This is a genomic window from Wolbachia endosymbiont (group A) of Lasioglossum fulvicorne, assembly GCF_964028605.1.
GTDB lineage: Bacteria > Pseudomonadota > Alphaproteobacteria > Rickettsiales > Anaplasmataceae > Wolbachia.
The window spans coordinates 1,369,618-1,381,848 of sequence record NZ_OZ034798.1; the positions used below are offsets into that span (position 1 = coordinate 1,369,618).

Consider the following 12,231-nt stretch of genomic DNA (forward strand, 5'->3'; position numbering starts at 1 on the left):
CCGAACAGGTCATAGGAAGGCAGAATCAACAGCACGACAAAAGGATTCGAATAGAGGAATGTTTTTCCTAGCTCTGTTTTTTATAGCAAACCAATGATGCTCAATTTTGTTGAAATCTGGAGAATACTGCGGCAGATACAAAATTTCTGCACCAACTCCTCTAGCAAGCTCGATAATCTTACCAGACTTATGAAAAGTAGCATTGTCAAGAATGACAGTCTGTCCAGGTTCCAAGATCGGTGTCAAAAATTGCTCAAACCATCCATTAAAAACATCCATATTACAGTGGCCTTCAAAGGTTAATGGAGCAACTATCTTTCTTCTACTTAAGGCTGCAACCATACTGATTCGTTGAGTTTTCTTTCCAGATTTTAGGCCATAAAACCGCTGTCCTTTCTGGCAATACCCATATGGATAGTCCTCTGTGTTATCAATGCCAGACTCATCTATATAAACTAAGTTTTCTGGTTCTTTTGTTGCTATAATTTTTAAGAATTCAGCACGTTTTTCTTCGTTTCTTTCCTTGTATCAATATGTCTTTTTTTGCGCGTAAATCCAATTTTTCTGAGAGCTCGGTGGATCGTTTGGATACTAACGTTGCCCCAAAGTTTAGCCATTTCCGACAGAGTCTTTCCTCCGTTTTCTCTGGCAAATTTAGCAAAGGCATCCCAGTCGGTAATTTTGTGATTGTAACCTCCATTTCCAAGTTTTTTTGATTGAAAGTCTCCTGTTTCTTTTCTTCTTTGCTGCCACTCCCATAAAGTAGTTCGTCCAATTTTAAATCTTGCTGCCACTGTTTCTCTGCTTCCTCCCTCCTCTAGCGCTTCCATTGCTTTTTTCCTTAAGTCATAACTATATGCTGCTGGCACTCAACCTCCTTATCATCGTCTATCCTTATCTTATCACATCCGGACTTCTATGAAAAGAGCTATAACTGACCGTAGCAGTGCTGTGAGAATGGTCGAAAATGCAAAAGAAAACCTCTCGGGAGTTAAAAATGTACTGGTTGATGCAGGCTATACTGGAGAGAATTTTGCAACTCAAATAAAAACGATTATTGGTGCAACCGTTGAAGTGATAAAAAGAAATGAATTACATTCCTTTGTTGTATTGCCCAAAAGATGGGTTGTGGAGCGATCTTTTGCTTGGTTAGAAAAATGTAGAAGATTGTGGAAAAATTGTGAGCGAAAACTCAATACTAGCCTACAAATGGTCGTTCTGGCTTTCACTGCCTTACTTCTGAAAAGATTATGAACAGGCTCTTAAAAATTATAGCAACAAAAGAACCAGAAAACTTAGTTTATATAGATGAGTCTGGCATTGATAACACAGAGGACTATCCATATGGGTATTGCCAGAAAGGACAGCGGTTTTATGGCCTAAAATCTGGAAAGAAAACTCAACGAATCAGTATGGTTGCAGCCTTAAGTAGAAGAAAGATAGTTGCTCCATTAACCTTTGAAGGCCACTGTAATATGGATGTTTTTAATGGATGGTTTGAGCAATTTTTGACACCGATCTTGGAACCTGGACAGACTGTCATTCTTGACAATGCTACTTTTCATAAGTCTGGTAAGATTATCGAGCTTGCTAGAGGAGTTGGTGCAGAAATTTTGTATCTGCCGCCGTATTCTCCAGATTTCAACAAAATTGAGCATCATTGGTTTGCTATAAAAAACAGAGCTAGGAAAAACATTCCTCTATTCGAATCCTTTCGTCGTGCTGTTGATTCTGCCTTCCTATGACCTGTTCGGACTATTATGAGAAATGCTATATTGGATCAAAGACGGCAAGCATTCTACTGACAGAGGTTTGGTAGATTAGAGAATAGAGAAATTGCATGCTTAGTTGGAGTTGCACCTAAAACTAGCGAAAGTGGAAGAAAAGTTGGCAAAGCTCAAATCAAAGGAGGCAGGTTTTATGCAAGGAAAGCACTATACATGTCAGCTCTTGTTGCTATGCGCCACAACAGAAAAATGAAAGTGTTTTATCAGCGTTTGGTTGATTCTGGCAAAGCTGCTAAGGTTGCATTAGTTGCTGTCATGAGAAAAATTATCGTTTGTTTAAATGCCATGATAAAAAATAACAACTTTTATCTTGACTCTTAAGACGGTAGATTCCAATTTGCATGACAATATGGAGTATCTGCTTCTGTCATCCCAGTTTGGGATCTTTTATTCCATTTTATCAACAGTTTGTTTTGCAGTATCAAACAATTTTAATCCTATAATCCCGAATGTAACTAAAATAAAGCATATTACTTCGAATAAATTAACTGGTTCATCAAATAGGTAAACTCCAAGTATCGAAGCTCCTATAGCGCCCACTCCAGTCCAAATTGCATAGCATACTCCAATAGGTATAGAACGTGTAGCGAGCGAAAGTAAATATGTACTAAGAGCCATGGAGAATATGCTAATTATTGATGGTACGAGATGAGTAAATCCATAACTATGCTTAAGTGTTATGACCCAGAACACTTCAATTAGTGACGATAAGAGTAAATATATCCAATTCATGCATAAATTTTCAGGTTTAAGTAGAGAGCCTTAGCCCTATGGTTCCTATTACAATTAAAACGATACATAAAACTTGAGATAAATTAATATTCTCTGTGAAAGCGGTTGCACCAATTATAGTTATTCCAATTGTGCATATTCCAGAGGAAACTGCATAGCATACTCTAATAGGTAGAAAGCATGCTGCAAGAGATAAAAAGTAAATGCTAATGATCATAATTACCAATGTTGCAATCGAAGGCACAACTTTAGTAAAACTGTTACTAAACTTTAGCGTTACAGCCCACAGTATCTCTAGGATACTAGACAGCAACAAATATAACCAGCACATTTTCGTAACATTTCAATCTTGTATTGTAACAGAAATTGTTAGTTAAAACTACACTAAAGTGCAATAGATCTCTCTTTCGGAATTGCTTTAATATCAAACTTAAAATAACATCCTAAAAAACTTTTCTACGAAATTCAATTCCTGCACGTCATTTGCTGCATAAAGAGGTGTAGTTTGTTGCTCAATACCTGGTATTTCTACAAAAACTTTGCCCACTTCTTGACCTTTTTTAATTGGTGCAGGTATCATATCTTTATATTCAATACGCACCTTAATTTGGTCATGCAATTTGCGGTTGTAAGTTATGGTAACATCGTTTGCAACTGTAATAGGCACTTTTTTATCTTTTCCATAGAGAACATTTACTTCCTCAACTACGCTGTCTTTAACGAATATTTTCTTGGTATTAAAATGATTTAAGGAGTATTGTATCAATCTTTTTGCTTCTTCTATTCGCTCTTTCTCAGTGTTTAAACCATTTACGACAGCAAAAATTCTCCTATCATTTCGTTTTGCAGATGCTACAATGCCGTAACCACCAGCATTTGTATAACCGGTTTTTAAGCCATCAACCCCAATATCGTGAAAAAGTAGAAGATTTTTATTCTTTTGTACAATTTCATTATATGTCAAATATTGTTCGGAAAATAAATCATAATATTCAGGAAAATCAGTGAAAATCCTTTTTGCCAGCATTACCAAGTCTTTTGCGTTCATAAAATGATCTCCATCTGGCCACCCGCTTGAGTTGACAAAATGACTGTCATTCAGATTCAAATTTTGTGCAACTTCATTCATTTCAGCCACAAAATTCTCTTCTGATCCTGCAATGCCCTCGGCTAGTGTTATGCAGGCATCATTACCTGAGACTATTGTAATTCCTTCAAGTAATTCCCTCACCGTAACGGATTGACCTTCTTTCAAAAACATAGAAGAGCCTCTCCTTTCCCACGCTTTTCTACTTACTCGAAATTTATCCTCCATGTGTATTATTCCAGCTTTTAGATAATCGAAGGCTATATATAAAGTCATTAGCTTGCTCATTGAAGATGGGGCCATTTTTTCATCGGAATTATGGTCAAAAATGAATGAATCTGAAGCTAAATCTAAGACTACTGCTTGCTTTGCTTTGGTTCTAAACTGGTATGAGTATGAAGAAAAAGGAAGTATAAAAACTAACAGCAAAATTACCAATCTGCTTAACATATTTATAATTTTAAATTTACAGTGTACTAATTAATAGTATAATTTTACAGGGGCATTTCAATAGATCTCTTACGTAAAAATTCCTTGACACATTTCGCCAGCCCCCCTATCATAAGGATAGCGAATAACTAGCTACCCTAGGGTTTTTTTTGCCTTTTTTTCGTTTGGTAGATTTCTTAATATTTGTAGCTAAAGTAATTTAAGAGACCAAAAATGGTGTCATTCCAGCGCGTGACGCTGGAATCCAGTTTTTATTATGCAGCCACTTATTTAAAGTTAAGTTTTCTGGATCCCAGATACTGTCTCTGCTGTCAAACAAATTATCCAACTAAATTACAATTAAATGGTTGATTATTTTTAAGAATACCAAAAAATACATGCATTAATTTTCGCATTAACGCAAGAACTATGACTTTTGGACATTTGCCTTTACTTGCTAACGCTGACAAAACTTTTGAAAATGATTATTATGGTTTTTTACTACTATAGCTGGCATATAAAGAGCTTTTCGAATACGCTCAGATCCTATTTTGCATATGCAACTTCTCTTACTTACTGACGATCCCGATTGATAATGTCCTGGCAGCAAAAGCTGTAAATTGTTTAGCATTGTCAAAGTTATCAACTGATGGCATTTCTGCAACAACAGCAACAGCAGTAAGATATCCTATACCTTTTATAGTCTTAAGGTTTTCCACCATATTTTTTAGATGTGGATAGTTATAGCATTTCTCATAATAGTCCGAACAGGTCATAGGAAGGCAGAATCAACAGCACGACGAAAGGATTCGAATAGAGGAATGTTTTTCCTAGCTCTGTTTTTTATAGCAAACCAATGATGCTCAATTTTGTTGAAATCTGGAGAATACTGCGGCAGATACAAAATTTCTGTACCAACTCCTCTAGCAAGCTCGATAATCTTACCAGACTTATGAAAAGTAGCATTGTCAAGAATGACAGTCTGTCCAGGTTCCAAGATCGGTGTCAAAAATTGCTCAAACCATCCATTAAAAACATCCATATTACAGTGGCCTTCAAAGGTTAATGGAGCAACTATCTTTCTTCTACTTAAGGCTGCAACCATACTGATTCGTTGAGTTTTCTTTCCAGATTTTAGGCCATAAAACCGCTGTCCTTTCTGGCAATACCCATATGGATAGTCCTCTGTGTTATCAATGCCAGACTCATCTATATAAACTAAGTTTTCTGGTTCTTTTGTTGCTATAATTTTTAAGAATTCAGCACGTTTTTCTTCGTTTCTTTCCTTGTATCCATATGTCTTTTTTTGCGCGTAAATCCAATTTTTCTGAGAGCTCGGTGGATCGTTTGGATACTAACGTTGCCCCAAAGTTTAGCCATTTCCGACAGAGTCTTTCCTCCGTTTTCTCTGGCAAATTTAGCAAAGGCATCCCAGTCGGTGATTTTGTGATTGTAACCTCCATTTCCAAGTTTTTTTGATTGAAAGTCTCCTGTTTCTTTTCTTCTTTGCTGCCACTCCCATAAAGTAGTTCGTCCAATTTTAAATCTTGCTGCCACTGTTTCTCTGCTTCCTCCCTCCTCTAGCGCTTCCATTGCTTTTTTCCTTAAGTCATAACTATATGCTGCTGGCACTCAACCTCCTTATCATCGTCTATCCTTATCTTATCACATCCGGACTTCTATGAAAAGAGCTATAACTCTTCGCCATCTACGGAACCTTGAAGTATCCTAAATCCAGACTTGTTAAGCGCCTCTTTTCCAGGCACCATCTTAAAAACATGTTTTTTTCCACTCAGATAAGTATTACCTAATAAATTTAATTATAGCTATTCTAACATTCATTGATTAATTTATTGTTAAGTTAGTATATATTAGAATTATAATAACAAACATTACTTGTGTAGAGAGAAGTTACGAAAAGAAATAGGGATTTTTAGGAAATTAGCATAAAACACTCCTAGATTAAAATAAGCTGTTTTGACAGGCTTTGTGGCGTGCTAGAGCTAATATAGATTGGTGGAGGCAAGCGGGATCGAACCGCTGACCTTCTGTGTGCAAAACAGATGCTCTACCAGCTGAGCTATGCCCCCAAATATTCTCTTAAAGCATAAATCACTCAGGCTGAAATGCAAGAAATATTTATCTATTGCGAAGCATTATAATACCGCACAAATTCTGCAGGGTATATACAGTTTTCTATTTTTCTTGTCTCCTTAGCGTTATACTTCACACCACCCAAATAAATCTGTGAACCGAAAATTATAGCTCTTTTCATAGAAGTCCGGATGTGATAAGATAAGGATAGACGATGATAAGGAGGTTGAGTGCCAGCAGCATATAGTTATGACTTAAGGAAAAAAGCAATGGAAGCGCTAGAGGAGGGAGGAAGCAGAGAAACAGTGGCAGCAAGATTTAAAATTGGACGAACTACTTTATGGGAGTGGCAGCAAAGAAGAAAAGAAACAGGAGACTTTCAATCAAAAAAACTTGGAAATGGAGGTTACAATCACAAAATTACCGACTGGGATGCCTTTGCTAAATTTGCCAGAGAAAACGGAGGAAAGACTCTGTCGGAAATGGCTAAACTTTGGGGCAACGTTAGTATCCAAACGATCCACCGAGCTCTCAGAAAAATTGGATTTACGCGCAAAAAAAGACATATGGATACAAGGAAAGAAACGAAGAAAAACGTGCTGAATTCTTAAAAATTATAGCAACAAAAGAACCAGAAAACTTAGTTTATATAGATGAGTCTGGCATTGATAACACAGAGGACTATCCATATGGGTATTGCCAGAAAGGACAGCGGTTTTATGGCCTAAAATCTGGAAAGAAAACTCAACGAATCAGTATGGTTGCAGCCTTAAGTAGAAGAAAGATAGTTGCTCCATTAACCTTTGAAGGCCACTGTAATATGGATGTTTTTAATGGATGGTTTGAGCAATTTTTGACACCGATCTTGGAACCTGGACAGACTGTCATTCTTGACAATGCTACTTTTCATAAGTCTGGTAAGATTGTCGAGCTTGCTAGAGGAGTTGGTGCAGAAATTTTGTATCTGCCGCCGTATTCTCCAGATTTCAACAAAATTGAGCATCATTGGTTTGCTATAAAAAACAGAGCTAGGAAAAACATTCCTCTATTCGAATCCTTTCGTCGTGCTGTTGATTCTGCCTTCTTATGACCTGTTCGGACTATTATGAGAAATGCTATAACAAGAAGTTTTCCTTTAAAAATTTTTTTAAATTATCCATAGATTTTTTAACTAAATTATCACTAACGCAGTGTATTATATAATTTATTTAACCACACATGAAAATTTTAGTTTGATTAAAACGGATAAAAACTATATTATTGTTTAGTATAGCTGAAAAATGAAATGATCCCGTAGCTCAGCCGGTAGAGCAACTGACTTTTAATCAGTGGGTCACGCGTTCGAATCGCGTCGGGATCACTCACAAATTTTGAAAAACATGCTAAAAGAGCAGGACAAAATATTTACAAACTTAAATGGTAAAGAAACCCCACTACTTGAGGGTGCAAAAAAACGTGGTAGCTGGCAAAAAACAAAGGAGTTACTAGATTTAGGATCAGAAAAAATCATTGATGAAGTAAAGAAATCTGGTTTGAGAGGTCGAGGGGGTGCAGGATTTTCCACCGGCCTTAAGTGGAGCTTTATGCCTAAAAATCTTCCAAAAGCATATTTAGTAGTCAATGCAGATGAGTCAGAACCTGGTACGTGTAAAGATAGAGATATATTGCGATATGAGCCACATAAGTTACTTGAGGGAATTCTCCTGGCTGGCAGAGCGATCAGCGCATCAGTTGCGTATATTTATATCAGGGGTGAGTTTTATAATGAATATTTAGTTCTAAAAAAGGCACTTGAGGAAGCCTATAAAGAAAACTTAATTGGAAAAAATGCCTGCAAATCAGGTTATGATCTTGATGTGTTTATCCATAGGGGTGCAGGAGCTTACATATGTGGAGAAGAAACAGCTCAACTTGAATCAATTGAAGGAAAAAAGGGCTTTCCTCGCATGAAACCTCCATTTCCTGCAGGTGTTGGACTTTTTGGCTGCCCAACTACAATAAACAACGTTGAAACTATAGCCATGGTTCCAGATATTCTGAATCGCGGACGAGAATGGTTTGCATCTCTTGGTAAACCAAATAATACTGGTACCAAGGTCTTTTGTATTTCAGGGCACGTAAACAACCCGTGTAATGTTGAAGAAGAGCTCGGAATTCCACTACGTGAATTGATTGAAGAATACGCAGGTGGAGTGCGAGGGGGTTGGGATAATTTACTTGCTGTAATACCTGGTGGGTCTTCAGTGCCATTAATTCCAAAATCTATATGCGATACTATTGAAATGGATTTTGATTCATTAAGAACTGCACAATCAGGGCTTGGTACTGCTGCTGTAATAGTGATGGATAAATCAACTGATATAATAGCTGCAATAGAGAGGTTGTCACACTTTTACATGCATGAGTCCTGTGGACAATGCACACCATGCCGTGAAGGTACTGGATGGATGTGGAGGATTATGAGGAGGATGGTAGCAGGAGATATTAAGCCTGATGAAATAGATAAGCTGCTTGACCTTACAACTCAAATAGAAGGACATACAATTTGCGCACTTGGCGATGCTGCAGCTTGGCCGATTCAAGGATTAATAAGACATTTTCGCCATGTTATCAAAGAGAGAGCAATAATTTAACTCTACTTATACTTCTTAAGCCGTTTTGCTACTTAGCAACCAGAGCTAAAAAATATTGATTCCCTTCTCTTTTAGGTGCCAATTCTACCTTTGCAATATCTTCAGTGTCTCTAATTAGCCGTTCTAATTTTTCCAGTCCGACTTCAGTGTTTATAAGCTCTCTGCCTTTAAATCTCATTGTAACTTTGATTTTATGTCCGTGAGCAAGTAAGTCTCTTGCTTGACGCAATTTTGTTCCGTAATCGTGATCACCAATATTGGGACCTAGTTTAATTTCTTTTATAGTTAATGTTTTTTGTTTCTTTTTTGCTTCACTTGCTTTCTTTTTTATATCATACTTTTGTTTGCTATAATCCAGAATTTTACATACTGGAGGGGTTGAATCAGGTGCAATTTCTACCAAATCTAAACCAACACCCTGTGCAAGTTCCAAAGCTCGTTCTATTAGCACGATTCCGACCATTTCACCACTGTGATCAACTAAGCGTACCTCCTTAGCTGTGATGAATCCATTAATTCTATTTTTATTGTTCTTTTTAACTTGCAAACTTTAACTCCCTTAATTCAAATTAACACTTTTTAACAGCGATTCAGTAGCCTTTTCCAAAGAAAAAGACTCCTGTCTTTCCGATCCTAAATTTCTCACTGACACAGTTTTACTTGTAACTTCATTTTTGCCTACAATCCACAATATAGGAACCTTGTTTAGACTATGCAAACGTATCTTATAACTAATTTTTTCATTGGTCAAATCAGTCTTGACTCTCACACCTTGTTCTTTTAAGACATTGCTGATTTCTGTGGCGTAACCGTCAGCCTCATTTGTAATGGTCAGAATAGCAAGTTGCGTTGGAGCAAGCCAAACTGGAAATTTTCCTGCATAATTTTCTATCAAAATTCCTATAAAACGCTCAAAAGTCCCAAGAATTGCCCTATGTAACATGACAGGGTGATGCTTGTATCCATCTGCCCCTATATAAAAAGCTCCCAGACGTTCTGGTAAAATGAAATCAACTTGTAATGTTCCACATTGCCAGCTTCTACCTATTGCATCTTTCAAGACAAACTCTAACTTTGGACCATAAAACGCACCTTCACCAGGGCTCAGTTCATAACTCAAGCCCGCTTCTTTAACGGCTTCAAGCAGCGCTTTTTCAGCTCTATCCCACACTTCATCATCCCCTGCCCTAACATCTGGACGGTCTGAAAATTTCACAGAAATTTCATTGAACCCAAGCTCTGAATATACTTCTTTTAAAAGGTCACAAAACTTTATAGTCTCAGAATTCACTTGTTCTTCCATACAAAAAATGTGTGCATCGTCTTGCGTAAAACCACGCACTCGCATCAGTCCGTGCAATGAGCCTGAGCTTTCATTTCTATGGCATGTGCCAAACTCTGCCATACGTATCGGTAAATCACGATAGCTTCTGGTGTGAGAATTAAAAATCTGCACATGACAGGGGCAATTCATGGGTTTTATTGCTAGCTTTTTGCTTTCAGATTCATCAACAACAAACATATTTTCACGAAACTTATCCCAATGTCCAGATTTTTCCCACAGCTCTTTGCTTACTAAAATAGGAGTTTTTACCTCAAAATAGCCATTATTTATTAGCTTCTTTCTGATGTAAGACTCAAGAACATTATATAAAATATATCCTTGTTCATGCCAAAAAACCTGCCCGACAGCTTCCTCTTGGATGTGAAATAAATCCATATCCTTGGCAATTTTGCGGTGATCACGTTTCTCTGCTTCTTTGAGACACTCAAGATAAGCGTTTAATTCATCCTTATTTCTCCATGCTGTGCCATATATTCGCTGCAACATTGGGCCCTTTGCATCACCACGCCAGTATGCTCCTGCAACTTTCATAAGTTTAAACGCTTTAACTCTGCCGGTTGATGGTGAGTGCGGACCACGGCATAGGTCTACAAAATCGCCTTGTCTATAAACAGTTAGGTTTTCACTCTCTGGTATAGAGGAGATAATATCAACTTTATATTTTTCGCCTATACCACTAAAGAAATCAACTGCCTGCTTGCGAGTCCAAACTTCTCGAACAAATTTGTGGTTACTTTTTACAATCTCTTTCATTTTCTTTTCTATTGCAGCAAGATCATCCGTAGTGAAGGTACGATCTATAGCAAAATCATAGTAAAAACCGTCCTGAATTGTTGGGCCGATAGTAATCTGAGTATTAGGAAAGAGCTCTTTCACTGCCTGCGCCATTATATGAGCAGCATCGTGCCTTATTATATCTAAACCCGCTTCGTCACTCAGTTGTATTACCTCTATCTCTGTATCAGATTCAATTTCACGTGAGAGATCATATAACTCACCATTTACTTTCAATGCAACTACTTCCTTTAAAACATTCGGCTGTAGTATATCAAAACCAGTGACTTTACCACTGTATTCTTTTACTTTTTGTTCGGTTGAAAAGGTAATCCTAACCATAAATAAACCTATATGGACATGTAGCTTGAAGGCAGTTTGCTTCTTCCAACAGTGTCATCCCAGTGTCACGCACATAGCCATACGAACATTCATTTTCGAAGGTAAATTGCACAGCAAATGGTGTCATTCCAGTGCTTGACACTGGAATCCAGCTTTTTTGTAATTTCATTGAAAATGTTGTATAGTGTGCTCGTTCACAATCAATTTTACTGGATCCCAGTGTCAAGCACTGGAATGACACCTTTGTGTTTGAGGCAAAACAGGCTATAACATTTAACATACTGCCCTCGCAAACAAATGTTCGTACAGTTGTGTATCAGCTACTTGGATGACACCACCCCTAGTGGGCACTGCCCCTAAATCATAATGGATAACAGGGTTATAAGCTCTGAACATTAATAATAAGGCCTATTCTTTTTTAACCTGAGTGCAATTGCGTCTTCCCAAACTTCACCATTACGCAATAACCTTTCTTTATTGTACATTAGCTCCTCTCTTGTTTCAGTAGCAAATTCAAAGTTAGGACCCTCCACAATTGCATCAATTGGACATGCCTCTTGGCAAAGCCCGCAGTATATGCATTTTGTCATGTCAATATCATAGCGTGTGGTGCGACGACTACCGTCTTCTCTTTCCTCTGCTTCAATAACTATTGCTTGAGCAGGGCAGATAACTTCGCATAATTTACAAGCTATGCATCGTTCTTCACCGTTTGGATACCTACGCAACGCATGCTCACCACGAAACCTTGGACTTAAAGGGCCCCTCTCCATAGGATACCTCAAAGTAACCTTTGGCTTAAACATATATTTTAATGTAATAACAAACCCTTTAATTAACTCTACAAAAGACCAGTACCAAGCTAATTTCTTGAGCATAAAATATTTAAAACTTGTGTCAGTCATTATAAATCATATTATCAGTTTTCAAAATAAATATTTTCACCTGGGTGACTTTTTAGGTATTTTGGTTTCTTAAGTGTAATATTGCTAAGTAGTTTACATGAAT

Annotated in this window: 12 protein-coding genes, 2 tRNA genes and 4 pseudogenes; 7 read left to right on the forward strand and 11 right to left on the reverse strand. The window is 37.3% G+C overall.

Annotated elements, in window-relative coordinates; translation table 11 throughout:
- Positions 1-9 precede the first annotated feature (9 nt).
- Positions 10-869 (reverse strand): IS630 family transposase gene (locus tag ABWU71_RS07580; protein WP_410530491.1). Its coding sequence is split into 2 segments (ribosomal slippage): positions 10-530 and positions 530-869, totalling 861 coding nucleotides; the frame shifts between segments, so codons are not numbered across the junction.
- Positions 870-930: 61 nt separating this feature from the next.
- Here ABWU71_RS07580 and ABWU71_RS07585 point away from each other — a divergent pair.
- From ABWU71_RS07585 to ABWU71_RS07600, 4 genes and pseudogenes are all read left to right on the forward strand, one after another.
- Positions 931-1,254 (forward strand): annotated as a pseudogene (locus tag ABWU71_RS07585) (transposase); the annotation flags it as partial.
- 5 nt (positions 1,255-1,259) lie between these two features.
- Positions 1,260-1,745: pseudogene (locus ABWU71_RS07590) on the forward strand (IS630 family transposase); the annotation flags it as partial.
- Between the two features lie 90 nt (positions 1,746-1,835).
- Positions 1,836-1,934: pseudogene (locus ABWU71_RS07595) on the forward strand (IS110 family transposase); the annotation flags it as partial.
- 6 nt (positions 1,935-1,940) lie between these two features.
- Positions 1,941-2,108, forward strand: coding sequence for a hypothetical protein (locus ABWU71_RS07600; RefSeq protein ID WP_353284421.1), 168 nt, complete (start codon positions 1,941-1,943; stop codon positions 2,106-2,108).
- Between the two features lie 66 nt (positions 2,109-2,174).
- On the opposite strand, the gene ABWU71_RS07605 is transcribed toward ABWU71_RS07600, so the two are convergent.
- The 7 genes and pseudogenes from ABWU71_RS07605 to ABWU71_RS07640 form a co-directional block, all read right to left on the reverse strand.
- Complete coding sequence (locus ABWU71_RS07605) at positions 2,175-2,519, reverse strand: DMT family transporter (protein WP_265036179.1); 345 nt, start codon at positions 2,517-2,519, stop codon at positions 2,175-2,177.
- Between the two features lie 16 nt (positions 2,520-2,535).
- Positions 2,536-2,850, reverse strand: a complete 315-nt coding sequence (locus ABWU71_RS07610) for a DMT family transporter (RefSeq protein WP_353284430.1) — start codon at positions 2,848-2,850, stop codon at positions 2,536-2,538.
- A gap of 99 nt (positions 2,851-2,949) precedes the next feature.
- On the reverse strand, positions 2,950-4,056 hold the full coding sequence (locus tag ABWU71_RS07615; protein ID WP_353284431.1) for a D-alanyl-D-alanine carboxypeptidase family protein: 1,107 nt from the start codon (positions 4,054-4,056) through the stop codon (positions 2,950-2,952).
- Between the two features lie 436 nt (positions 4,057-4,492).
- Positions 4,493-4,811 (reverse strand): annotated as a pseudogene (locus tag ABWU71_RS07625) (transposase).
- Positions 4,808-5,667 (reverse strand): IS630 family transposase gene (locus ABWU71_RS07630; protein ID WP_353284433.1). Its coding sequence is split into 2 segments (ribosomal slippage): positions 4,808-5,343 and positions 5,343-5,667, totalling 861 coding nucleotides; the frame shifts between segments, so codons are not numbered across the junction. The pseudogene ABWU71_RS07625 and the gene ABWU71_RS07630 overlap by 4 nt, the downstream one beginning before the upstream one ends.
- A gap of 382 nt (positions 5,668-6,049) precedes the next feature.
- A tRNA-Ala gene (locus ABWU71_RS07635) sits at positions 6,050-6,125 on the reverse strand.
- Positions 6,126-6,178: 53 nt separating this feature from the next.
- Positions 6,179-6,310, reverse strand: coding sequence for a hypothetical protein (locus tag ABWU71_RS07640; RefSeq protein WP_353284434.1), 132 nt, complete (start codon positions 6,308-6,310; stop codon positions 6,179-6,181).
- A 49-nt stretch (positions 6,311-6,359) separates the two neighbouring features.
- On the opposite strand from ABWU71_RS07640, the gene ABWU71_RS07645 reads away from it, so the two are divergent.
- The 3 genes from ABWU71_RS07645 (at position 6,360) to nuoF (ending at position 8,762) form a co-directional block, all read left to right on the forward strand.
- Positions 6,360-7,219 (forward strand): IS630 family transposase gene (locus ABWU71_RS07645; protein ID WP_353284435.1). Its coding sequence is split into 2 segments (ribosomal slippage): positions 6,360-6,684 and positions 6,684-7,219, totalling 861 coding nucleotides; the frame shifts between segments, so codons are not numbered across the junction.
- A gap of 197 nt (positions 7,220-7,416) precedes the next feature.
- Positions 7,417-7,489 (forward strand) — tRNA-Lys (locus tag ABWU71_RS07650).
- Positions 7,490-7,508: 19 nt separating this feature from the next.
- Positions 7,509-8,762, forward strand: a complete 1,254-nt coding sequence (gene nuoF / locus ABWU71_RS07655) for an NADH-quinone oxidoreductase subunit NuoF (protein ID WP_353284935.1) — start codon at positions 7,509-7,511, stop codon at positions 8,760-8,762.
- 28 nt (positions 8,763-8,790) lie between these two features.
- On the opposite strand, the gene infC is transcribed toward nuoF, so the two are convergent.
- From infC to nuoI, 3 genes are all read right to left on the reverse strand, one after another.
- On the reverse strand, positions 8,791-9,309 hold the full coding sequence (infC, locus tag ABWU71_RS07660) for a translation initiation factor IF-3 (protein WP_015589305.1): 519 nt from the start codon (positions 9,307-9,309) through the stop codon (positions 8,791-8,793).
- Between the two features lie 12 nt (positions 9,310-9,321).
- Complete coding sequence (gene thrS / locus ABWU71_RS07665) at positions 9,322-11,223, reverse strand: threonine--tRNA ligase (RefSeq protein ID WP_353284436.1); 1,902 nt, start codon at positions 11,221-11,223, stop codon at positions 9,322-9,324.
- Positions 11,224-11,618: 395 nt separating this feature from the next.
- Entirely contained in the window at positions 11,619-12,101 is a 483-nt protein-coding gene (gene nuoI / locus ABWU71_RS07670; RefSeq protein ID WP_353284936.1) for an NADH-quinone oxidoreductase subunit NuoI, read from the reverse strand.
- Positions 12,102-12,231 lie beyond the last annotated feature (130 nt).

Coding starts and splice junctions, on each gene's coding strand:
- ABWU71_RS07615 (WP_353284431.1), bottom strand. CDS start 4,056: ATGTTAAGCAGATTGGTAATTTTGCTGTTAGTTTTTATACTTCCTTTT.
- ABWU71_RS07610 (WP_353284430.1), bottom strand. CDS start 2,850: ATGTGCTGGTTATATTTGTTGCTGTCTAGTATCCTAGAGATACTGTGG.
- ABWU71_RS07600 (WP_353284421.1), top strand. CDS start 1,941: ATGTCAGCTCTTGTTGCTATGCGCCACAACAGAAAAATGAAAGTGTTT.
- ABWU71_RS07640 (WP_353284434.1), bottom strand. CDS start 6,310: ATGAAAAGAGCTATAATTTTCGGTTCACAGATTTATTTGGGTGGTGTG.
- ABWU71_RS07605 (WP_265036179.1), bottom strand. CDS start 2,519: ATGAATTGGATATATTTACTCTTATCGTCACTAATTGAAGTGTTCTGG.
- nuoF (WP_353284935.1), top strand. CDS start 7,509: ATGCTAAAAGAGCAGGACAAAATATTTACAAACTTAAATGGTAAAGAA.
- thrS (WP_353284436.1), bottom strand. CDS start 11,223: ATGGTTAGGATTACCTTTTCAACCGAACAAAAAGTAAAAGAATACAGT.
- nuoI (WP_353284936.1), bottom strand. CDS start 12,101: ATGCTCAAGAAATTAGCTTGGTACTGGTCTTTTGTAGAGTTAATTAAA.